Genomic DNA, 21,997 nt, shown 5'->3' on the forward strand with positions numbered 1-21,997 from the left:
AATGTGGTACGAGCTGCGCTTCAACGATTGACAGCCGATAATTCGACAGGCTAGATATACGAACGCACGGTGGACGGGTCATGGGGACGCGGTCGGCCTGCGACAGGCGCGCCACCGAAGGGCCATGGGATGAGCATGATTCGACCAGCTCGAACTCCGCCCGGAACGCAGGTCGAGCGTTCGCGCATCGCGCATGCCATCCGGGTGCTCTCGGTGCCGATCATCATCGGTTGGATCGTGCTGACCGCGGTCACGAACGTGTTCGTCCCGTCGCTGGAGAAGGTCGGCGAAGCCAACACCGTGTCGATGAACGCCCACGACGCGCCGGCCTTCATCGCGATGCAGCGCGTCGGCGCGAACTTCGAGGAGTTCGACTCCGACAGCAACGCGATGGTCATTTTGGAGGGCGACAAACCGCTCGGCGCCGACGCGCACCACTACTACGACGAACTGATCAAGAGGCTGCGAGCCGACCCCGGCCACATCGAGCACGTCGCCGATTTCTGGAGCGACCCGCTGACCGCGGCCGGGGCGCAGAGCGCCGACGGCAAGTCCGCATACGTCCAGATCTACCTGCGCGGCAACATCGGCGAGACGATCGCCAACGAGTCGATCCAAGCGGTGCGCGACATCATCGCCGAAACCCCCGCCCCGCAGGGCATCAAGGCTTATGTGACCGGCGGGGCGGCGCTGAACGCCGACCAGCGCGTCGCCGGTGACAAGGGGGCCGCCAAGGCGACCATCGCCACGCTGATCGTCATCGCGGTGATGCTGCTGTTCGTCTACCGTTCGATCGCCACGATGGTGCTGATCCTGTTGATGGTGTTCGTCGAACTCGGCGCCTCCCGCGGCATCGTCGCGTTCCTCGGCAACACCGGGCTCATCGGGCTCTCGACGTTCGCCACCAGTCTGCTCACCTTGATCGCGATCGCGGCGGGCACCGACTATGCGATCTTCCTCATCGGCCGGTACCAAGAGGCGCGGCAACTCGGCGAGGACAAAGAAACCGCGTACTACACGATGTTCCACGGCACCGCGCACGTCGTGCTGGCTTCGGGACTCACCATCGCCGGAGCGCTGCTGTGCTTGAAGTTCACCAGGCTGCCCTGGTTCCAGACCATGGCGGTGCCGTGCGCGGTGGGCGTACTCGTCGCGGTGATCGCCGCCTTGACACTCGGCCCGGCCATCACCGTCGTCGGCGGTCGGTTCGGACTCTTTGAACCGAAGCGGCCCATCAACTCCCGCGGTTGGCGACGGGTCGGCATCATCGTCGTGCGGTGGCCGGGGCCGGTTCTCGTCGCGACCTGTGCGTTGTCACTCGTGGGCTTGCTCGCGCTCAACGGATACAAGGTCGACTACGACGGGCGGCACTTCCTTCCCGCAGACACCCCGTCCAACATCGGATACGACGTCGCCGATCGGCATTTCGACGCCGCCCGGATGAATCCCGAACTGCTGATGGTCGAAAGCGACCACGATTTGCGCAACTCCGCCGACTTCCTGGTGATCGACAAGATCGCCAAGGGGATCTTCCGCGTACCCGGCATCGCACGCGTGCAGACCATCACCCGGCCGCAGGGTAAGCCGATCGAGCACACGACGATTCCCTTCCTGCTCAGCATGCAAGGCACCACGAATCAGCTCAACCAGAAGTATCTGCAGGACCGGATGGCCGACATGCTGGTTCAAGCCGACGAGATGCAGTCGACCATCGACCAGATGGAAAAGATGGCCAGCCTGATGCAGCAGATGGCCGACACCACCCACAGCATGGTCCAGAAAACCAAGACCACGACGGTCCACATCGCCGAACTGCGGGACCACATCGCCGATTTCGACGACTTCTTCCGGCCCGTTCGCAACTACTTCTACTGGGAGCCGCACTGCTACAACATCCCGATCTGCTGGGCGCTGCGTTCCATATTCGACACCCTCGACGGCATTGACACGCTGACCGACGACATCCAGCGCCTCGTGCCGGATCTCGAACACCTCGACAGCCTGATGCCGCAGCTGATCCTGCTGCTACCCCAGCAGATCGAGACCATGAAGACGATGAAAATCATGATGCTGACCATGCACTCCTCGCAGAAGGGGCTGCAGGATCAGATGGCCGCGATGCAGGAGAACTCGCACGCCATGGGCGACGCGTTCGACGCCTCGATGAACGACGACTCGTTCTATCTGCCGCCAGAAGCCTTCGAGAACAAAGACTTTCAGCGTGGTATGGACAACTTCATCTCGCCCGACGGCAAGTCGGTTCGTTTCATCATCGAGCATGAGGGCGATCCCGCCACTCCCGAGGGCATCGACCACATCGACGCGATCAAGCTTGCGGCCAAGGAAGCCATCAAGGGCACACCGCTGGAGGGCTCCACCATCTACCTCGGAGGGACCGCCGCAACGTACAAGGACATGCGCGACGGTTCCAACTACGACTTGGTGATCGCCGGATTATCTGCTGCCGCTTTGATTTTCATCATCATGCTGATCATCACGCGGGCAGTCGTGGCCGCCGCGGTGATCGTCGGAACGGTGTTGCTCTCGTTGGGGACGTCGTTCGGACTGTCCGTTCTCGTCTGGCAGCATCTGCTTGGCATCCACCTGCACTGGATCGTGCTGGTGATGTCGGTGATCCTGCTGTTGGCGGTCGGCTCGGATTACAACCTGCTGCTGGTGTCCCGGTTCAAGGAAGAACTGCACCACGGGTTCAAGGTCGCGATCATTCGTGCGATGGCCGGCTCGGGCAAGGTGGTCACCTCGGCCGGCCTGGTGTTCGCCGCGACGATGGCCTCGTTCGTGGTCGGCGATCTGCGCAGCATCGCCCAGGTCGGCACCACGATCGCGATGGGTCTGCTGTTCGACACCCTCATCGTGCGTGCGTTCATGACACCCGCCATCGCGGCGCTGCTGGGTCGGTGGTTCTGGTGGCCGCAGAGGGTGCGCACGCCCGCGTCGCAGCGCCGGATGGCCGCCATATTCCCCGAGCGGGCAGCGGTGCCGGCCGGCGACGGCGGCTGAGCCGAACCGGGGCTGCGAAGCTTTCCGAACGTGCTCCTCAGCGCGCGTCTGAGGTGCCATGATGGGCAGATGACGACCCCGGACGTGGCAGACAGCCCGCTGCCGTCCGCCTCGGACTGGGCGCTCGCCGACCGCAACGTCGGCACGTTCCGGTTCTGGTTCGTCGGGCAGCGTTGGGAGTGGTCGGACGAGGTAGCGCGCATGCACGGGTACGAGCCCGGCGCCGTCGTGCCGACGACCGAGCTGCTGCTGTCGCACAAACATCCCGACGACCGACAGCACGTGCAGGACCTCCTCGACCACGCGCTGCACCTGGGTGGCTCGTTTTCCAGCCGCCACCGGTTCATCGACACCGCGGGCAGGTTGCACACCGTCATCGTGATCGGCGACCGGATGCTCGACGACAAGGGTGCGGTGGTCGGCACCGAGGGCTACTACATCGACCTGACCGACACGTTCGCCCACACCCGCCGCCAGGCGTTGAGCGAGTCGCTGCCCGAGCTGTTCGAGGCCAGAGCAGCGATCGAGCAAGCCAAGGGTGCCCTGATGCTCGTCTACCGCATCGATGCCGAAGCCGCGTTCGAGCTGCTGATGTGGCGCTCCCAGCACACGAACACCAAGCTGCGCGCACTCGCCGCGCAGATCGTCGCCGAACTCGGCACGATCGATCCCCAGCGTGACGATCTGCGAAGGCAGTTCGACCATCTGCTTCTCACCGCGCACACCCGCGTCGAGTAGGTGTCCGAGGGCCGCGGATGCGCGTCGTAACTGAAGTCGTCCCGGCCGGGGTATCACCAGGGCATGACAAGACAGACGCGCGCACCGCTCCGCCGCTGACAGGTGAGATGACGTGGCGCAGATAGAGGTGAGCCTGGACGTGCGCGACACCGCGGTGGTCGTGTCGGTAACCGGTGAAATCGACTCGAACAGCGTCGGAGCGCTGCAACCCCATTTCGACCGCGCCGTCGAGGCCGCCGATGGACATCCGGCCAAGTTGTTGATCGTCGAGCTGTCCAGGGTCGGCTACTTCGGCAGTGCGGGGCTGAACGCCGTCCTCGAGTGTTACGAGAAAGGGTTGGCAGCCGGAGTCGCGGTGCGGCTGGTGGCCGCCAATCCCGAGGTGGTCCGCCCCATCGAGGTCACCAAGCTCGACAAGGTTCTGCGACCGTACGGATCCGTGGCCGATGCGGTCGACGGATGAGTGACCCCGGCGGGCGGCAGAACCGGCTGACCACGGTTTTCGAGGCAGACAGCGAGGTCGGGCCCGATATGGCCGGAGTTCGGTGGGCCGCCACGCCGTTGGGGGCGCCGGACGGCTGGCCGCAGAGCCTGCGAACCGCGGTCAGCATCCTGCTGTCCTCGCGATTCCCGATGTGGATGGCGTGGGGGCCCGACCTGACGTTCTTCTGCAACGCCGCCTACCGACGGGACACGTTGGGCCGCAAGTACCCCTGGGCGCTCGGCCGACCGGCCCGCGAGGTGTGGGTCGAGATCTGGCCAGACATCGGCCCGCGAATCGACCGCGTGCTCTCCACCGGAGAAGCGACCTGGGATTCGGCGCTGCTCCTCTTCCTCGAGCGCTCCGGCTATCAGGAGGAGACGTACCACACCTTCTCCTACAGTCCACTGCGTGACGACGACGGGCTGGTCGTGGGCATGTTGTGCGTGGTCAGCGAAGACACCCAGCAGGTGATCAGCGAGCGCCAGATGGCGACCTTGCGTGACCTCGGATCGGACCCGAGCGTCGTGCGCACCGAAGAAGAGATCATGGCGTTCGCCGAACGCCAACTCGGTCAGAACCTGCGCGATCTCCCGTTCACGTTGACCTACCTGTTCGATGCCGACGGCGGTGCCCGCCTCGCCGGATCCACCGGCGGCATCGCCGAGCATCGGATCGCGCTGGCGCATGTGGGCTCCGGGCACGACGCCAGTTGGCCGCTGGACGCACCCGCGCGCGGTGAGACGACGGTGGTCGCGCTCAACGGCAACCGTTATGCCAACCTGCCGACCGGAGATTGGCGCGACCCACCCACACGCGCGCTGATCGTCCCCCTGCAACAGCAGGGCGGTTCCCCGATCGGCTTCCTGGTGGCCGCGCTCAACCGTTACCGCCCGCTCGACGAGACCTATCGCGGCTTCGTGACGCTGGTCGCCGGGCACGTCGCCGCGGGCATCGGCAGCGCGCGCAACTACCAGGCCCAGCAGCAGCGCGCCGAGGAACTCGCCGAGCTGGACCGCGCCAAGACGGCGTTCTTCTCCAACATCAGCCACGAATTCCGGACCCCGCTAACGCTGATCCTCGACCCGGTCGCCGAACTACGGACCCGCGGCGCCGACCTCGACGAGCCGGCACGCGAGGAATTGGACATCGTGTGGCGCAACGGATTACGACTCGCCAAGCTGGTCAACACGCTGCTCGACTTCTCGCGGATCGAGGCCGGCCGCATGCAGGCGAATTTCGCGCCGGTCGAGCTTGGCGGTGTGACCGCCGAGCTCGCCAGCGTCTTCCGGTCGGCGATCGAGCGTGCCGGCCTGACGTTCACCGTCGACTGCCCTCCCCTCGACGAGGCCGTCTACATCGACCGCGACATGTGGGAGAAGGTGATCTTCAATCTCCTGTCGAATGCGCTGAAATTCACGTTCACCGGCGGCATCTCGGTCACGGTGTCCCGCGACGGCGGCGAAGCCGTGGTGAGAGTCTCCGATACCGGGTCCGGGGTCGCCGCCGCCGAAATACCCCGCCTGTTCGAACGATTCCACCGGATCGAGAACGTGCGGGCCCGGTCGAACGAGGGCAGCGGAATCGGTCTGGCGTTGGTCAAGGAGCTGGTCGAACTCCACAGCGGCAGCATCACCGCCGACAGCACCGAGGGCGTCGGTACCACCTTCACGATCCGCGTGCCGGTCGGCGCCGCACACGTTCCGGCCGACGCGCTTGCCTCGACACCCGCCGCGCGGACCACGGCCCAGGGCGCCGAACCTTATCTTCAAGAGGCCCTGCGGTGGCTGCCGTCCGACGGTGAGGGCCCCACCCTTGACGCGCCGTCGGGGGTGGGCGGCTCGGCCTCTTCGCCTCTCGTTTCCGGCCCCACACCGCGAGTCCTCATCGCCGACGACAACGCCGACATGCGGGAGTACGTCGCCCGGATGCTGCGCAAAGACGGATACCTCGTCGACGCCGTCACCGACGGTCAGCAAGCGCTCGACGCGGTCCGGGCCGAGCTGCCCGACGTGGTCATCAGCGACGTCATGATGCCGCTGCTGGATGGGCTTCAACTCGTCAGCGCATTGCGTTCAGACCCGCGAACCGCGGCCATACCGGTGCTGCTGCTGTCCGCACGTGCCGGACAGGAAGCCGCCATCGAGGGATTACAGGCCGGCGCCGACGACTACCTCGTCAAGCCGTTCGCCGCCGCTGAACTGCTGGCGCGCGTGCGCGCGAACGTCAAACTCGCCAGGATCCGCAATCATCACGCCCGCTGGCGCACCGCGCTGATCGACTCACTGCAGGAAGCGTTCTTCGTTGCCGACGAGCGTGGCACGGTGATCGAGATCAACGCGGCGTTCACCGACATCCTGGGATACGGCGTCGACGGGTTACCGTACGAGCCCGTGCAGCCGTGGTGGCCGAGGGCGGAGTCGGATCCGGACGCGCACCGTCAGGCCACCGAGATGTTGTCGCAGATACTGCGTGAACCGCATGGCAGGCACACGGTTCCGGTCACGCACCGCGACGGGCACCGACTGTGGGTGACGCTCACCTACAACTGGATCGAGGAGATCGACACGGGCAGGCCAGTCATGGTCGGCACCTTCCGGGATGTCACCGCCGAGCACTACACAGTGCAGCGAGAGGCCGCCCTCGCAGCACTCAATCAGCAACTGGCGCAGTCGGATACGCTCGATGACGCGGTGCGCACAGCAGCCGACGTCCTGCGTCAGGTGTGGCGGGCGCACCGTGTCCTCGCCGTCACGTTCCCGGTCGACGACGGCGCCGCGACGATCGATCCGACAGGCCTCGTCTGTTCCGGTGTGCCTGCCCAGTGGCACGACCTGCCCGCGGCCACGAAACTGTCGATCACCTCGCTGCGCTCCGCCGACTCGCTCGTCGCCGACGCATCGGACACCGGATCCGCGCGCATCGCACTGCAACATCCTCGCGGGATGCTCATCGTCTACGTCGAGCTGCCCGAGCGCCGACCGTTCACACCCGAAGACAAGACGCTGCTGGAGGTCTTGGCCGGCCGGCTCGGCCAGGGGCTGCAGCGCGTCCATCTACTCGACCAGCAGCGCGAAACCGCGCTCGCGCTGCAGCACGCGATTCTCGGTCCGACGGTTTCCAGTGGCTTCGCCGTGCGCTACCAGCCGGCCACCCGCCCCCTGCAGGTCGGCGGTGACTGGTACGACGTCGTCGACCTGGACGACGGCCGTATCGCGTTGATCGTCGGCGACTGCGTCGGGCACGGATTGACCGCTGCCACGGTGATGGGGCAGCTCCGAAGTGCCTGTCGGGCACTGCTTCTCGAACATCCCGGCCCGGCGGCGGCGCTGACGGCCCTCGACCGGTTCGCGGCGCGGTTACCCGGGGCGCGGTGCACGACGGCATTCTGCGCCGTGCTCGATCCGGACACCGGTGAGTTGCTGTACTCCAGCGCCGGCCATCCGCCTCCGGTCATGGTGCTTCCCGACGGCACGAGCCGGTTGCTCGACGATGCCGCGGTCACCCCGCTCGGCCTGCCCTTCGATCACATCCGTCCGGAGGGTCGACAGGTCATGCCGGCCCGCTCGACGTTGCTGCTCTATACCGACGGCCTGGTGGAGCGTCGGCGCGAGTCCCTGGACAAGGGGATTCGCCGGGCCATCGGCGTGCTCGAAAGCCATTCCGGCACAGCGCTCGACGACCTGGCCGACGAGATCATGACCCAGCTGACCCCGATTCACGGATATCAGGACGACGTCGCGCTCATGCTGTACCGCCAACCGGCGCCGCTGGAGATCGAATTCAGTGCCGACCCCGCGGAACTGGCCGGCACACGCAGTGCACTGCGGAAGTGGTTGGTCCGGGCGGGGGTGGATCCGGGCCAGACGCTGGACGTGTTGATCGCCACCGGAGAGGCGCTGGCCAACGCGATCGAGCATGGACACCGTGATCGTCCCGGCGGCACCGTGCGTCTGCATGCGACCGTGCTGGCGAACCGACTTCACCTGACCATCGCCGACACCGGGGTGTGGAAAGTACCCCACGCCGATCCCGCAGCCCATCGCGGCCGCGGGATCGCGCTGATGCGGGCGCTGATGCAGGATGTCACGATCGAGACGGGCGACTCCGGTACGACGATCGACCTCCACGCCAGGATCGCCTGATGCCCACGCCGCTCACCGTGCGCACCGACCGTCGGGTCGACGGCACCGCGGTGCTCAGCGCAGCGGGCGAACTCGACCTGAGCAACATCGACACGTTCACCGATGCCATCGCTGCCGCCGTGGGCATGCGGAGCCAGGAGGCAGGGCGGTTGACGGTCGATCTGACCGCGGTCGAATATCTCGACAGCGGGGCGATCAACGTGCTGTTCGATCACGCCGCGCAGATTCGCAGGATCGTCGCCAACCCGATCCTGATGTCGGTGCTGACGATCAGCGGGCTGACGTCGGTTGCCGATGTGCAAGCGGCAGAGGGTGACTGAACAGGTACGCCGGTGTCACGGAAGCACCGTGCGCATCAACATGACGTTGTAGGCCGACCACAGCGACAGGTTGAAGTACAGCTCTTTGCCGGTCGACCACGGATGGAGGAACGGCGCGTAGATGCCGCCGGGCACATCCCAGGACCGGACCAGCAACTGTTCGGGGCCATACGGCCCCTGCGGAGCCGGCGCCATCCTGGCCACCACATCGTTGGCGCCGTTGCAGTACAGCACCAGGTACTGCTTGAGGTAGGTGTTGTACTGGGCTGACATTTCGCCGACCGGCCCCGGGATCACCCCCGTCGCAGCTCCCGGATCCCTTGGCACCCAGGCATTCTGGTCGACGTTCCAATACTCGTAGCGGTTGAGATCGGGCACCGCGCCCTGTGGGATGCGCGCGATGTACGCCGCGCCTCCTCTGCCCGCCGGTGTCCCGAAACTGTACAGGTACGGATCACCGGGGCCCGGCTTCAGGAACGCGCCCTGCTGGAAGTTCTCGTTGCCGCGCACGTACCGCGCATCCGGAACGTCGCCTTCGCGTGCGGCGCGCACCGTGCCGGGGTAGACGCCCCAGTGCTCGCCGTTGTCGGGGGAGACCGCGATGCCCGAGAAGTTCGTCGTCCACCGCCCGTCGGCGTCCCAGCTTTTGATCGACATGAAGTTCACGAATTGATTGCCGCCCACGGCGACACCGGCGGTGGGAATGATGCCCTTCTCGTTCGGCGCCCACTTGGTGCTGTTGATGATCTGCTTGGACAAGCCGGGTGCCCACAACGGGGAACCGGAATAGCGGTTGGTGAGGGCGCCGTCGGGCACCGCGACGGTCTTGGACAGCGCGCCGTCCTGGGTGCGCAGCAATGCGTTGTAGCGCCACTGCTTTCCCCGCACACTGCAGTAGCCGTATGTGTCACCGAAGGCCATCAGCACCTGACGATTGCCCGGATCGCCGTTGTCCCACATGATTCCAAGGTCGGTGCCGGTGATCGCGAACCGTCCGATGGTGTTGTTCGGGCTCTCGGGCCCGGTGACCCACCCGACCAATGTCGTGCCCGGTGGTGCGGGCGGGGGAGGCGGCTCGGGAGCGGCAGCGGGAACCTGTTGTGCGACAGGCTGGTCCGCTTGGGGTTGAGGTGGGGTGGGGCGGACGGCGGCCTGTTGGTCCACCGTCGCCGACTGCGGTGAAAGCGACTGGAGGATCTCGGCCGGCAGTCGGCCGAGTCGCGGCAACGGCGCCTCGTCGTTGGTGTTGCGAGGCCGGTGGCCGACCGGCGGCCCACCCGGCAGTGCCGGCGTCGCTTCGGTGTTCGGCGCGGCGGGTGGTTGTGCGGCGGCCGCGGCGCCGGTGCACGGTTCGGCAGTGGCCGAAGGGGTGACACCGAGCACGGCGCTCAAGGCGATCACGGTTGCGGACGCCACCGACAGCGAGGCGATGCGTGGAGGCGACGACATGTCACACCTTTCGGAGGCGGACGCCCGACGAGGACGTCAGCGATGGCGGATGTGACGTTAGTGACCAAAGTGACACGTGTGATCTTGGTGCGCGGATAGGTACGCACCTGTGACCGTGTCGCAACCTCGTCAGACCCCCCGATTTGTGAGTGATTTCGTTCGCCAGTCGATTGTTTTCACTCACAAGTCGCGGTGTGTCGATTCTCGGTGTCGGGGTATCAGGACCGGCATGACCTCCCCGGCCAAAGCGCACACCGGCGAGCCCGACGAGACGACGGGCGACAAGCTCAAACGCAACATCACCGGGCCGCTGCTGTTCCTGTTCATCCTCGGCGACGTGCTCGGCGCGGGGATCTACGCGCTGATGGGTGTGCTCGCCGGCGATGTCGGCGGCGCGCTGTGGGCTCCGCTCCTGCTGGCTCTTCTGCTCGCACTGCTCACCGCCGGGTCGTATGCGGAGCTGGTCACCAAGTATCCGAAGGCCGGTGGCGCGGCGGTTTTCGCGGAACGGGCGTTCGGTCGGCCGGTGATCTCGTTTTTGGTCGGCTTCTGCATGCTCGCCGCGGGCGTGACCAGCGCGGCGGGGTTGTCGCTCGCCTTCGCCGGCGACTATCTCACGACGTTCATCGACGTTCCGGCCGTACCGGCGGCCATCGTGTTCCTGGCTCTGATCGGGTGCCTCAACGCGCGGGGTATCAGCGAGTCGGTCAAGAGCAACGTCGTGATGACTGTGATCGAGCTGACCGGTCTGCTGATCGTCGTCATCGCGGTGTCGATGATGGTCGGCGGCGGCCGGGGTGATGTCAGCCGCATCACCGAATTTCCCGAGGGTGCCACGCCCGCGTTGGCGATCCTGGGCGGAGCGATCGTCGCGTACTACTCGTTCGTCGGCTTCGAGACATCCGCGAACGTGGCCGAGGAGATCCGCAATCCGAGCAAGGTGTACCCGACGGCACTGTTCGGCGCCCTCATCACCGCGGGTGTGCTCTACGCGCTGGTCGGCCTGGCGAGCGCGATCGCACTGCCCGCCGAGGACCTCGCGAAGTCTTCCGGACCGTTGCTCGACGTGGTTGCGGCAGCCGACGTCGGGGTCCCCGACTGGGTCTTCAGCGCGATCGCGCTGGTCGCCGTCGCCAACGGCGCGCTGCTGACGATGATCATGGCCAGCAGGCTCACCTACGGCATGGCCGAGCACGGGTTGTTGCCGAGCGTGCTCGGCCGCGTGCTTCCGCGCAGGCGCACGCCGTGGACGGCGATCGTCGCGACCACTGCGGTCGCCATGATGCTGAGCCTGCTCGGCGATTTGTCGACGCTCGCCGAGACCGTGGTGCTGCTGTTGTTGGTCGTCTTCATCTCGACGAACATCGCGGTGCTGGTGCTCCGCCGGGACCCGGTCGATCATCCGCACTTCCGAGTCTGGACGGCAGTGCCGGTGCTGGGGGTCGCGTCCTGTGTGCTGTTGCTGACCCAGCAGACCGCGAAGGTCTGGCTCTTCGCCGCGATCATGATCGCGGTGGGCGCGGTGCTGTATCTGGGCGCCAGGGCTGCGACGCGCCACTGATGCACTCAGCGCTCGCACGCGCATCCGCGAAAAGGTTCGGCACGGGACACCGGCGACCGCGGCGCCAACCGCATGAAAACGGTCGACCCGGGATAAAAGGTGAACGCGGCACGCGACGGTGGTCTACGTTCGCGCCGGTGACGGCAAGTGGAAAGGGGGGACGAACGATGGTGGGGCTATCGGTTCATCTCAGAGGTGCTCTTCGCATGGGGTCTGCGGGCTGGGCGCTGACGCGATCGTCGATCGTGCTGGCGGCGCTGGGTCTGCTGTTCGGCGCCGGCGGGGGACAGGCCTCTGCTTTCCCGGGAGGTGATGCGGCGGGCGCGTTGACGATCGGCGGACTGAACCGCACCTACACGGTGCACGCCCCGCCCGGCCTCGATCGCCCCGCCGGGATCGTCCTCAACCTGCACGGCGCCGGCATGACCGGACCGGCGCAGGCCGGAGCCACCAACTACAACGCGATCGCCGATCAGTACGGGTTCGTGGTCGCGTACCCCGACGGCATCGATATGAGCTGGGCCGACGGCCGCGGCGCCGCACTGCCGGACCGCCAGGGCGTCGACGACGTAGGGTTCCTGGTCGCGCTCGCCGAGCGGCTGCGCGAGGAGTACGGCGTCGACCCCGGCCGTGTCTTCGTGACCGGAACGTCGGCGGGTGGCTTCATGGCCTCCCGGCTGGCGTGCGAACGCGCCGACGTTTTCGCAGCCGCAGCACCCGTCGCGGGCACGCTGGCCGCGGGTTTCCCCTGCGCGCCGTCGCGCCCGGTGTCGGTGTTGGCGGTGCACGGGACAGCCGATCCCGTGGTCCCGTTCGCCGGTGGCCCGATGGTGGGCCGCGGCGGCCCCAGCGACATCGTCGCGCCCGCGGCGCTGGCGCAGCGCTGGCGCGAACTCGACGGCTGCCCGGCACCGGTCGAACAGGTTCAGGGCAACGTCCACCGATTCGTCGCCGCCGGGTGTGCCGGCGGAACCGAGGTGGTGTTCGTCCAGATCGAGGGCGGAGGCCACGTCTGGCCTGGCGGTTTCTTCGCCCCGTTTGACGCCTCCCAGGCCACCGGGCAGTTCTTCGCGACCCACGGCAGGTGATCCGCCGCTTCTGCCTCCGATGGTTTGACGGCAGACTGGAGAGCCGGCGCGAACGAACAGGAGATCGCAAATGAGCGACGACGTCCCGGCTATCACCGGCATCCACCACATCTCGATCACGGTGACCGACCTCGAGGCCAGCCTGGCGTGGTATCAGCGGCTGCTCGGGGCGGACCGGCTGCCGATGAAGTTTCCTCACTACGAACGCGAGGACACCGGATACGGTGAACTGCTGATCGACCCTCGCTCCGGTGTCGTGATCGGACTGCACACCAACACCGGCAACGACGGAACCCAGTTCGACGAAGCGCGAACCGGTTTGGACCATGTCGCGTTGAACGTGGCGTCGCGAGACGACTTGGACGCGTGGACGCGACGGCTCGACGAACTCGGCATCGAACACTCCGGTGTCCGCGCGGCCGACGAGCCGTTTCCCTTTGCGACCGTGGTGTTCCGCGACCCCGACAACATTCAGCTCGAGCTGTTCACGGTCGGCTAGAGCACGCGCGGCCGACGAAAGCAGCTCGTCGCACGCGGCCGCGGCCTAGGCTGCCGCCATGTCCTACGACCGCGCCGCGCTCGTCGCGGGCAGCATCCGATTCGCGTCCGGGGTGTCGTTTCTGGTCGACCCCCTCCGGGCCAACAGGCTCTGGGGCGATCCGGAGGAGCCTGCCCCGACGACGCAGTTGCTGCTGCGCTCGATGGGTTACCGCGACGCACTCATCGGGGGAATGCTGCTGGCATCCGCGCTGCGGGGCCGCGACACCCGAGGCTGGTTTCTGGCCTCCGGCGGCGCCGATGCGGCCGACCTGCTGGGCGGGTCGGGCGTGCACCACGAGATGAGACGCTCCCAGCGGGTCATCGGCCTCGGCGGTGCGGTCGTCGGTATCGGGGTCGGGCTCTGGGGCGCACTGCGCCGACCCCGGCGCACCGAGGACTGACCTCAGCGGGTCAACAGCAAGCAGCCGGCGATCGGCCCGCCCCCCGCCGCGGCGACCGCGACTTCGGGTCGGCGCGACACCTGCCGGTCACCGGCCTGCCCACGCAGCTGAAGACACGCCTCGTGCAGCAGCCAGTAGCCGTGCATCCGCCCCGCCGACAACTGTCCTCCGTAGGTGTTGAGCGGCAGCTCGCCGTCGAGCGCGATGCGCGTCGCGCCTTCGACGAACGGACCCGCCTCGCCGTCCGCGCAGAAACCCAGCGCCTCCAGCCATGCGAATGTCAGAAAGGTGAAGCCGTCGTAGAGCTCGGCGAGATCGACGTCCGAGGGGGTCAGATCGGTGCGCGACCACATCTCGGCGGCAGCGTCGGTCGACGCCATCTTCGGAAAATCGTCGCGGTGAAACCAGCCTCCCGAACCATAAGCGCCCCCAACGGCTTCCACCGCCACCGGAGGTTGGGGGCCGTCACGCGCGTACTCGGCGTGCGAGATCACGAACGCGATCGAGCCGTCGATGGGCGCGTCGCAGTCATACAGCCCGAACGGTGTGGATACCGGCCGCGCCGCCAAGTAGTCCGCCATCGTCATCGGATCACGATATGCGGCAAGGGGATTCAGCCCGGCGTTGCGTCTGCTGTTGATCGCCAGCCAGCCCAGCTGTTCCTTGGTCGTTCCGTACAGCTCCATATGCCGACGGCAGTGCATGGCCAGCCAGTTGGCCGCGGAGTAGGCGTGCGCAGCCAGCAGTTCGTCGATGTCGCCGAACGGTGTGAGCGTGCGCCGGGACCCGGGGGCGCGGGGTTCGATCGGCGGGTTCGCCAGCGGGTTCGGCCCGGATGTGGGCGGTGTCTGCGTCATCGTTCCCCCGAGCATCTGCACGGTCCGGTACACCAGCACGTGCCGCGCGCGCCGCTCGGAGACCGCCACCATCGCCGACATCGCCGGGGTCAACACGCCGCCGGTCGGGAAGCCGTAGCCCTGGTCGACAGCCGGACCGCCCAGTGCCGCAACGACTTCGGCCAGCGGCGTGTCCCCGAACGTGACGATACCGTCGATGTCACCCGGTGTGAGGCCGGCATCGGCAACGGCGGCGCGCACCGCCTCCATCGTCAGATCGATCCCGGGGATTGCGGTGCGACGCCCGATGCGGGAGATGCCGAGACCGCTGATGATCGCGTCCTTCTCGAACGTGCTCAACCGGCCACCGCCTCGCCTTCGTGCCCGGGAAACGTCCCGGCACGGAATCTCCGTGTTACCGCCCGCTGCAGACTGTACTTTCCTAGACGTGTCCGACGATGTATCACCTGCCACCGCGACCAGGATGCTGCCGTCTCTCGACGAGCACAATCGCGCCTTCTGGACCGGGGGACGCGATGATCAACTGCTGATCACTCGTTGTGAGAGTTGCCGATTGTGGGTGTCGCCGCCGGCCGCGGACTGTCCCGACTGCGCCGGACGACTCACCGCTCGGCCGGTATCGGGGCTCGGCGCGGTGTTCACCTACACCGTCAACCACCAGCCGTTCAACCCGGCCGTCCCGCTGCCCTACGTCATCGCGATCGTCGAACTCGACGAACAGCCGGGCCTGCGCATCGCAGCCAATATCGTGGACTGTGAACCTGATTCGGTGCACATCGGACTTCCGGTCGCGGTGCGCTTCGAACGTCAGGACCTCAACGGCGAGACCGTGTTCGCACCCGTCTTCGCGCCGCGCTGAACGGCTCAGGCGCCACGTTTGAGGTGCGGTGGTGTCACGGGCGCGACCGCAGAGCGGCGCCGCCGACGCTGTGTGACCGCCTGGCCGTCCAGATCCACGGCGCCCGGTTCGCGGACCTGGTCGCGAAGCCTGCGAAGGGCCTGCGCGAGCAGACGCGACACATGCATCTGCGAATATCCCATCTGTTCGGCGATCTGGGTCTGCGTCATGCTCTCGAAGAACCGCAGAAGCAACACGGTCTTCTCGCGCTCGGGTAGCGCGGCGATCAACGGCCGGATGGTCTCGAGATCGACCACCTTGTCGATGTTCGGATCGATGTCGCCGAGGGTGTCGCCGACCGAGCGGAATTCGTCGTCCGCCGAGGTCTGGACGTCGGTCGACAGCGTGGAGTAGTTGCTGCTGGCGATCGTCGCTTCCATCACCGCTTCGCGTTCGATGCCAAGGTGGGTGGCGACTTCGGACGGGGTCGGCGCGCGGCCGATCTGCTGCGATAACTCCGCGCGGGCCTTCACCAACTGACCCTGGAGGTCTTTGAGCCTGCGTGGAACCTTGACCGCCCAGCCGTAGTCCCGAAAGTGGCGGCGCACCTCGCCCATGATGGTGGGGATCGCGAAGGACAGAAAATCGGCGCCATTGTCGGGATCGAACCGGTTCACCGCGTTGACCAGGCCGACTCGCGCCGCCTGGATCAGGTCGTCGATGGGCTCGCCCCGGTTGCGGTAGCGGCGCGCGACATGGTCGGCCAGCGGCAATGTGCGGTCGATGATCGCTTCGCGCTGGCGCCGGTAAGAAGGCGATCCGTCGTCGAGTGCTTTCAAGTGGCGGAACATGTCCGTCACGTCTGCGTATTCAGACTTTGCCTCGGACACCACACAGGCTCCTTGCTCCCGACCCGGCCGTATGGATCACACGGCTCGGATCTGAACCTGTGGCTGCTGCGGTTTACCCTCTCGGACGGCTCGTCGAAACATCGCCCGTCGGGATCCTTCGTCCAGCGTAGCTGCCGACGGGGGCTGGGGTGGTCAACCGGCGAACTCTCGCGCGTTTCTGCGTGTGCTCACGGGCATGGCGTGCTTGCCATAGGGTCGCTGCTGCCTGCCGAGCCGCGCCGGGGCAGAGACGAGAGGGCTGTCCCAGATCGCGCCCGTGAACACCGCGGCGCCCAGCGCCGTCAAACCTGCCATTGCCACCAACGTGTCGGGGTCCATGCCTGGTGGGTTACCCACCGACGGCCGTTACAACGCCCACCGCCGCGAAAAAGTTTGCTGCCACGTCAGCGCGCCCGGCGTGCGAGCAGTTCGGTCTGGTGGATCACGAGGCTCTTACCGCAGATGGTGATCCACCCGCGCTGGACGAACTCCGAAAACACCTTGTTGACCGATTCCCTTGAAGCGCCGACCAATTGGGCGATCTCAGCTTGAGTCAGACCGTGGTCAAGGCGTAGTTGCCGATCCTGCCGGACACCGAAGCGCTGCGCGAGGTGAAGGAGCTGTTTGGCGATTCGGCCGGGAACGTCGGTGAAGTTGAGATCGGTGACCAGGTCTTCAGCGCGCCGTAGACTCCGCGCCAGCAGGCGCATCAGCTGCTCGGTGAGGTGCGGGTTGCCGTCGATGCAGTCGTGCAACGCATCACGATCGATGACGGCGGCGTGCACAGCGGTGAGGGCGGTCGCGGAACCGGTGCGGGGCCCGCAATCGAACATCGACTCGGTACCGAAGATCTCCGGAGGGCCGAGGACGGCGAGCAGTTTCTCGGGGGACTCCGCCGCCCGCCAGCCGATCTTGACCTTGCCCTCGATGACGACGTAAAGCCGGTGTTCGGTTCGGTCCTCTGGGTAAATGCACTCGCCGGCTCCGAACCGGACGTAAGCGAATCGGTTGATCAGAGCCGTCTTGTCGGCGGGTGCCAACCCCCGCATGATGGCCGAGCCGGCCAACACTGCGTCACTGCCACGATTCACGTCCGTTTCGGCCGTGGCACCGGTGACCATCGGCATGCCCACTCCCGACCCTGTTGGCTGCCGGGCTACCCGGCTGCGACCGGGGTAAACGCGCGCAGCCGGGCCGGGTGGCACTCGAGACCATCGCGGGCGGTTCGGCGGTCGGCAACACGGCTGTCGATGTCGAGGCCACCCGCGGTGGGCCGCGCTCACTGACGCGCGGAGTTCTCGACGATGATCTCGCGGGCCGTCTCGTAGAACGCGCTGATGAGTGTGGAGAAGGACAACTCGAACGGGTAGATCATGTGCACGTCAAGCGATTCGAGGCGCCACTCGGGTAACACCGGCACCAGGCTGCCCTCGCGCAGCTCGTTAGTACAGATGATCTGAGTGGGCATCGCCCCGATCCCGAGGCCCTGCATGATGTATCGCTTGCACACCTGAAAGTTGTTGGCGCGCGCCCGGATCGGCGGTGTCAGCTCGTGCAGGCCGGCATCCGCGGTGACCGTCAGCCTGCGGGGGCCGCCGAAGCCGAAATCGATGAAGGGAAGCGCGTTCAACTGTGCGGGGTCGCGGACCGGTTCGGGCAGCTGCGCAAGGAATTCCGGGGATGCGCACAGGAACAGCTCGAGGTCGAACACCTTGCGCGCGATCAGGGTGGAGTCCTGGAGCGGTCCGGTGCTGAACACCACGTCGAACCCGTCGCGGACCGGATCGACCACCCTGTCGACCAGCCGGATGTCCAGCTGCGAATTCGGATAGTGCTGCAGGAACGCCGCGCCGACGCGGGAGGCGTAATCGATGCCGACGAAGACCGGGATCGCCACCCGCAGCTCGCCCTGAGGCTCCTGCCTGCTGCCCTCGACGAGCGCGCGGACACCGTTGGCTTCGGCCAGGATATTGACCGCGTGGACGTACACCTGCTCGCCGAGATCGGTGACGGTGAGTTGGTGGGTGTTCTTGCGCAACAGCTTGATGCCCAGGTCGGACTCCAGCCTGGTCAGCTTGCGGCTGACGGTCGACTTCGGCATTCCGAGCAGTGCCGCGGCCTTGGACAAGCTGCGGTTCTCGACCACCTTGCCGAAGATCAGCAGGGCGTCGACATCGAAGGGCAGGTTCTGTTCCATCGCTCTCCTTGTCCTGGCGCCCAGCGCACGCTGGAGTGCGCGTTCGGGCCGATAACGGCGGTTGCGGTGTTCCAAATATGCAACAGGGTGTTGCGCTCATGCGTCTGTTTCGGCCATATCGGTGGCGGTACCTTCGGCCTACCGTCTTCAGCCCGACGGAGGAGAACCGTTGAGTATCGAAAGCCTGGTGACCAAACCCGCGAGCGGACACTGGACCGACGCCTACCCCGAACTGGGTCGTGGCCCCGTGTCGCTTCAGGACTGCGTGTCCGAGGAGTTCTACGAGAAGGAACGCGAGCACGTCTTCCGGAAGACCTGGCTCTACATGGGGCGCATCGAGCGCGTACCCAAATCCGGCAGCTACTTCACCCGCGAGCTGAGGTTCCTCAACACCTCGGTGATCATCGTGCGGGGCAAGGACTCCGTCATCCGGGCGTTCCACAACATCTGCCCGCACCGCGGCAACAAGATGCTGTGGGAGGACGACCCCTTCGCCGAGGTCGAGGGACGCGCACCGCTGCTGTACTGCCGTTTCCACGGGTGGCGTTACAAGCTGGACGGCTCACTGCACTCGACCACCCGCAAGGATCTGCTGCTGGACTTCGACGCGGACAGCTGCCGGGTGCCCGCCATCCAGTGCGAGGTGTGGGAGGGCTTCATCTTCATCAACCTCAACCCACACAACACCGAACCGCTCCGCGACTTCCTCGGCGAACTCGCGCACGAGATCGAGGGATATCCGTTCGCGGGGCCCCATCAGGTGTACAGGTTCAAGGCCGAACTGCAGTGCAACTGGAAGATTTTCCTGGACGGATTCGCCGAGAGCTATCACGGGCCGTACCTGCACGCGTCCTCGTTCGGCGCACTCACCGCCGAGGCCAGGGACGCCTTCGACCAACCGAATCCGTTCACCGACGCGCTGGCCTACCGGCTCAAAGGTCCGCACCGGATGTTCTCGTTCTCCGGTGAACCATCCCGCAAGACGCCGTACTCCAAGCCGATCGAGTGCGTCTTCGAAGCCAGCGCCGCCGGGCCGTGGAACAAGAAAGCCGACCGCGGGCCGATGCCGGCCGGGATCAATCCGACACGCTCGGAAAAGTACGGCTTCGACTCGTTCCAGTTCTTTCCGAACTTCGTGCTGATCTTCGGCGCGTCCGGCTTCACCGTCCACACGCACTGGCCAACCGGGCCGCACTCGCACATCTTCGAAACCGAGGCGTATTACCAGCCGCCCACCACGCACAAAGAGCGGCTGGGCCAGGAGCTGACGGTGACGTTCCTCAACGACATCATCCTCGAGGACGCCAGCCCATCGGAAGGTCTGCAGGCCATGCTGAACAGCGGCGTGCTCACCCATTTCACGATGAACGACGAAGAGATCCTGCTGCGCCACTTTCACAAGGTCGTGGGCGATTACGTCAGGGCCGGGGAAGAGCAGGAGGCGACGCGGTGAAAGCGGTTCTGCCACCCGGGTTCTCGCATCTGGAACACCTGGTACCAGAATGGGCCATCGAGGACGGCCACGCACGCTATGTGAAGCGGGTCAACAGTTCCATGGCACAGATTCGCGCTTTCTACGACGAGATCTTCCCGTACGCCGAGGAAGCTCTCGCCTACGTCGACAAGTTCGACTACGCCGAGCCGCTGCCCGAGGACGTCGCCAACCTGCGCAACCTGCTCTACTCGTTGATCACGGTCTCACTGGCGGTCGAGCTGTGGAACCAGCCGCGAGTCAAACATTCGGCCAACACGATACTGACGAGGGTGAGCTGAGCCGCTGTGAGCCTGACCTCCGCGCAACTGGACATCGTCGACCTGACCCCCAGGATCGGCAGCGAGATCAGAACCGACCTCGACACCCTGCTGAGCGGTCGTGCCGCCGAAAAGATCCGCGCCACACTGGAACAACGCGGCGTGGTGTTCTTCCGCGGGTTGCAGATCAGCGACGAGCAGCAGGTCGCGATCGCCCGCACGTTGGGCACCGTCGTCGCCAACGAGGGCGAGGACGGGATCTACAAGATCTCGCTCGACGAGAATGTCAATCAACGCGCGAAATACCTGAAGGGCTCGCTGTTCTGGCACTTCGACGGCTCCCTGCAGCCGTATCCGAACCTGGCGACGTTGCTCAGAGCGGTGAAACTGTCCGACACCGGCGGCGATACGGAATTCTGCAACACCTACGCCGCGTACGACGATCTGCCGGAATCCGACAAGGAGCTCATCGCCGACCTTCGAGTCGTGCACAGCGCTGAGCGATCTCAGTACTACGTCTCTCCGGAGATGAGTTACGACGAGATCGCGTTCTGGCAGAAGTCCCCGACCAAGGCGTGCCCCATCGTGTGGACGCACCAGTCCGGCCGCAAGTCGCTACTGCTCGGTGCGACAGCCGATTACGTGGTCGGCATGCCTGTCGAACAGAGCCGCGCTCTGCTTGCCCGGCTACGTGATTGGGCCACCCGGCCACAGTACGTCTATCGGCACGAGTGGCAGGTCGGCGACCTGCTGATCTGGGACAACACGGGCACGATGCACCGCGCGCTGCCCTACGCGGCCGACAGCGGCCGCCTCATGCACCGGACCATCCTGGCGGGCGAAGAGCCACTGAATTGAAGCTGGGCATCGCGACACCGGTCGTCACCAACGTCGCAGGGGCGGCATTGACGTGGGAGCGCGACGCGGGAGTCGAGGACATCGGCCGCGTCGCCGAAGCGGCCGACAGGCTCGGTTACCACCACCTGACCTGTAGTGAGCACATCGGCATCCCGGCATCCGAGGCCGGACGACGCGGCGCCAGGTACTGGGATCCGCTGGCCACCCTGGGTTACGTCGCCGCCCGCACCGAACGGATCCGGCTGGCCACCATGACGCTGGTGCTCGGATACCACCATCCGCTGGCCATCGTGAAGCGTTACGGGACACTGGATCACGTCAGCGGCGGCCGTCTCATCCTCGGGGTGGGCGTCGGCTCGCTCAAAGAGGAGTTCGACATCCTCGGAGTGCCGTTCGAGGATCGCGGGCCGCGCGCCGACGACGCGCTGCGCGCCTTGCGTGCCGCCCTGGCGAGCAACGAGCCCTCCTACGACGGCGAGTACTACTCGTTCGGCGGCCTCATCGTCGACCCGTGCGCACTGCAGCCCCATCTGCCGATCTGGGTGGGCGGCCGGACCAAACGGTCGCTGCGGCGGGCGCTGACGCTCGCCGAGGGCTGGGCTCCGTTCGGGATCTCGGTCGCGACCGCGGGGGAGTGGCTGAAGGCGCGTGAACTGCCGCCCGGCTTCGAGGTCGTGCTTCCCGCCGACCGTCCGCTCGACCCGGTCGACAACCCCGAGGCGACGCGAGAGACGTTGCGCGCGATGGCGGACGCGGGTACGACGACCGTGTCCGCGCGATTCGTCCACCGCTCGCTCGAGCACTACCTCGAGCAGATCCACGCACTGGCGGAACTGCACCGCGAAGACGACGAGAGGTGAC

Annotated in this window: 20 protein-coding genes; 14 read left to right on the forward strand and 6 right to left on the reverse strand. The window is 66.3% G+C overall.

What is annotated here, in order from left to right; all coding sequences use genetic code 11:
* Positions 1-129 precede the first annotated feature (129 nt).
* From AU197_RS14150 to AU197_RS14170, 5 genes are all read left to right on the forward strand, one after another.
* Positions 130-3,021, forward strand: a complete 2,892-nt coding sequence (locus tag AU197_RS14150) for an MMPL family transporter (protein ID WP_082696673.1) — start codon at positions 130-132, stop codon at positions 3,019-3,021.
* A gap of 69 nt (positions 3,022-3,090) precedes the next feature.
* Positions 3,091-3,759 carry a PAS and ANTAR domain-containing protein gene (locus AU197_RS14155; RefSeq protein ID WP_064403338.1) on the forward strand — a complete coding sequence of 223 codons (669 nt, stop codon included), beginning with the start codon at positions 3,091-3,093 and terminating at the stop codon, positions 3,757-3,759.
* 112 nt (positions 3,760-3,871) lie between these two features.
* On the forward strand, positions 3,872-4,222 hold the full coding sequence (locus AU197_RS14160; protein WP_064403339.1) for an STAS domain-containing protein: 351 nt from the start codon (positions 3,872-3,874) through the stop codon (positions 4,220-4,222).
* Positions 4,219-8,385, forward strand: a complete 4,167-nt coding sequence (locus tag AU197_RS14165; RefSeq protein WP_064403340.1) for a SpoIIE family protein phosphatase — start codon at positions 4,219-4,221, stop codon at positions 8,383-8,385. The genes AU197_RS14160 and AU197_RS14165 overlap by 4 nt, the downstream gene beginning before the upstream one ends.
* On the forward strand, positions 8,385-8,705 hold the full coding sequence (locus AU197_RS14170) for an STAS domain-containing protein (RefSeq protein ID WP_064403341.1): 321 nt from the start codon (positions 8,385-8,387) through the stop codon (positions 8,703-8,705). Before AU197_RS14165 ends, AU197_RS14170 begins: the two co-directional genes overlap by 1 nt.
* A gap of 15 nt (positions 8,706-8,720) precedes the next feature.
* On the opposite strand, the gene AU197_RS14175 is transcribed toward AU197_RS14170, so the two are convergent.
* A complete protein-coding gene (locus AU197_RS14175; RefSeq protein WP_082696674.1) occupies positions 8,721-10,154 on the reverse strand; it encodes a glycoside hydrolase family 183 protein in 1,434 nt (477 codons plus the stop codon).
* 229 nt (positions 10,155-10,383) lie between these two features.
* Between AU197_RS14175 and AU197_RS14180 the strand changes: the two genes are divergently transcribed.
* The 4 genes from AU197_RS14180 to AU197_RS14195 all read left to right on the forward strand — a co-directional run bounded on the left by AU197_RS14180 (position 10,384) and on the right by AU197_RS14195 (position 13,744).
* The gene (locus tag AU197_RS14180; protein ID WP_064403342.1) at positions 10,384-11,715 is read left to right on the forward strand and encodes an APC family permease; all 1,332 of its coding nucleotides are present in this window, start codon (positions 10,384-10,386) and stop codon (positions 11,713-11,715) included.
* A 206-nt stretch (positions 11,716-11,921) separates the two neighbouring features.
* Positions 11,922-12,803, forward strand: coding sequence for an extracellular catalytic domain type 1 short-chain-length polyhydroxyalkanoate depolymerase (locus AU197_RS14185; protein ID WP_064403343.1), 882 nt, complete (start codon positions 11,922-11,924; stop codon positions 12,801-12,803).
* A gap of 70 nt (positions 12,804-12,873) precedes the next feature.
* Complete coding sequence (locus AU197_RS14190; RefSeq protein ID WP_064403344.1) at positions 12,874-13,302, forward strand: VOC family protein; 429 nt, start codon at positions 12,874-12,876, stop codon at positions 13,300-13,302.
* 58 nt (positions 13,303-13,360) lie between these two features.
* On the forward strand, positions 13,361-13,744 hold the full coding sequence (locus tag AU197_RS14195) for a DUF4267 domain-containing protein (protein ID WP_064403345.1): 384 nt from the start codon (positions 13,361-13,363) through the stop codon (positions 13,742-13,744).
* 2 nt (positions 13,745-13,746) lie between these two features.
* Here the strand turns inward: AU197_RS14195 and AU197_RS14200 are convergent, their stop codons facing one another.
* Entirely contained in the window at positions 13,747-14,940 is a 1,194-nt protein-coding gene (locus AU197_RS14200) for a thiolase family protein (RefSeq protein WP_064403346.1), read from the reverse strand.
* 88 nt (positions 14,941-15,028) lie between these two features.
* On the opposite strand from AU197_RS14200, the gene AU197_RS14205 reads away from it, so the two are divergent.
* The gene (locus tag AU197_RS14205) at positions 15,029-15,460 is read left to right on the forward strand and encodes a Zn-ribbon domain-containing OB-fold protein (RefSeq protein WP_064403347.1); all 432 of its coding nucleotides are present in this window, start codon (positions 15,029-15,031) and stop codon (positions 15,458-15,460) included.
* 5 nt (positions 15,461-15,465) lie between these two features.
* On the opposite strand, the gene AU197_RS14210 is transcribed toward AU197_RS14205, so the two are convergent.
* The 4 genes from AU197_RS14210 to AU197_RS14225 all read right to left on the reverse strand — a co-directional run bounded on the left by AU197_RS14210 (position 15,466) and on the right by AU197_RS14225 (position 18,526).
* Complete coding sequence (locus tag AU197_RS14210) at positions 15,466-16,332, reverse strand: SigB/SigF/SigG family RNA polymerase sigma factor (protein ID WP_286145561.1); 867 nt, start codon at positions 16,330-16,332, stop codon at positions 15,466-15,468.
* 150 nt (positions 16,333-16,482) lie between these two features.
* The gene (locus tag AU197_RS14215) at positions 16,483-16,686 is read right to left on the reverse strand and encodes a hypothetical protein (RefSeq protein WP_156434423.1); all 204 of its coding nucleotides are present in this window, start codon (positions 16,684-16,686) and stop codon (positions 16,483-16,485) included.
* Positions 16,687-16,733: 47 nt separating this feature from the next.
* Entirely contained in the window at positions 16,734-17,450 is a 717-nt protein-coding gene (locus AU197_RS14220; protein WP_064403373.1) for a Crp/Fnr family transcriptional regulator, read from the reverse strand.
* 158 nt (positions 17,451-17,608) lie between these two features.
* The gene (locus AU197_RS14225; RefSeq protein ID WP_064403349.1) at positions 17,609-18,526 is read right to left on the reverse strand and encodes a LysR family transcriptional regulator; all 918 of its coding nucleotides are present in this window, start codon (positions 18,524-18,526) and stop codon (positions 17,609-17,611) included.
* A 169-nt stretch (positions 18,527-18,695) separates the two neighbouring features.
* Here AU197_RS14225 and AU197_RS14230 point away from each other — a divergent pair, with 169 nt between their 5' ends.
* The 4 genes from AU197_RS14230 to AU197_RS14245 are packed head-to-tail and all read left to right on the forward strand — an operon-like array spanning position 18,696 to position 21,996.
* Positions 18,696-19,979: an aromatic ring-hydroxylating oxygenase subunit alpha gene (locus AU197_RS14230; RefSeq protein ID WP_064403350.1), complete on the forward strand. Its 1,284-nt coding sequence runs from the start codon at positions 18,696-18,698 to the stop codon at positions 19,977-19,979.
* Complete coding sequence (locus AU197_RS14235) at positions 19,976-20,299, forward strand: hypothetical protein (RefSeq protein WP_064403351.1); 324 nt, start codon at positions 19,976-19,978, stop codon at positions 20,297-20,299. The genes AU197_RS14230 and AU197_RS14235 overlap by 4 nt, the downstream gene beginning before the upstream one ends.
* 6 nt (positions 20,300-20,305) lie before the next feature.
* Positions 20,306-21,136 carry a TauD/TfdA dioxygenase family protein gene (locus tag AU197_RS14240; RefSeq protein ID WP_064403352.1) on the forward strand — a complete coding sequence of 277 codons (831 nt, stop codon included), beginning with the start codon at positions 20,306-20,308 and terminating at the stop codon, positions 21,134-21,136.
* Positions 21,133-21,996, forward strand: a complete 864-nt coding sequence (locus tag AU197_RS14245; protein ID WP_064403353.1) for a TIGR03619 family F420-dependent LLM class oxidoreductase — start codon at positions 21,133-21,135, stop codon at positions 21,994-21,996. Before AU197_RS14240 ends, AU197_RS14245 begins: the two co-directional genes overlap by 4 nt.
* Position 21,997: the final 1 nt, after the last annotated feature.

The sequence above is a fragment of the Mycobacterium sp. IS-1590 genome (genome assembly GCF_001500025.1).
Taxonomy (GTDB): Bacteria; Actinomycetota; Actinomycetes; order Mycobacteriales; family Mycobacteriaceae; genus Mycobacterium.

Bases quoted from the DNA above. Each gene is read 5' to 3' on its own strand.
- AU197_RS14150 (WP_082696673.1), top strand. From the start codon at position 130: ATGAGCATGATTCGACCAGCTCGAACTCCGCCCGGAACGCAGGTCGAG.
- AU197_RS14155 (WP_064403338.1), top strand. From the start codon at position 3,091: ATGACGACCCCGGACGTGGCAGACAGCCCGCTGCCGTCCGCCTCGGAC.
- AU197_RS14165 (WP_064403340.1), top strand. From the start codon at position 4,219: ATGAGTGACCCCGGCGGGCGGCAGAACCGGCTGACCACGGTTTTCGAG.
- AU197_RS14170 (WP_064403341.1), top strand. From the start codon at position 8,385: ATGCCCACGCCGCTCACCGTGCGCACCGACCGTCGGGTCGACGGCACC.
- AU197_RS14175 (WP_082696674.1), bottom strand. From the start codon at position 10,154: ATGTCGTCGCCTCCACGCATCGCCTCGCTGTCGGTGGCGTCCGCAACC.
- AU197_RS14180 (WP_064403342.1), top strand. From the start codon at position 10,384: ATGACCTCCCCGGCCAAAGCGCACACCGGCGAGCCCGACGAGACGACG.
- AU197_RS14185 (WP_064403343.1), top strand. From the start codon at position 11,922: ATGGGGTCTGCGGGCTGGGCGCTGACGCGATCGTCGATCGTGCTGGCG.
- AU197_RS14190 (WP_064403344.1), top strand. From the start codon at position 12,874: ATGAGCGACGACGTCCCGGCTATCACCGGCATCCACCACATCTCGATC.
- AU197_RS14195 (WP_064403345.1), top strand. From the start codon at position 13,361: ATGTCCTACGACCGCGCCGCGCTCGTCGCGGGCAGCATCCGATTCGCG.
- AU197_RS14220 (WP_064403373.1), bottom strand. From the start codon at position 17,450: ATGGTCACCGGTGCCACGGCCGAAACGGACGTGAATCGTGGCAGTGAC.
- AU197_RS14225 (WP_064403349.1), bottom strand. From the start codon at position 18,526: ATGGAACAGAACCTGCCCTTCGATGTCGACGCCCTGCTGATCTTCGGC.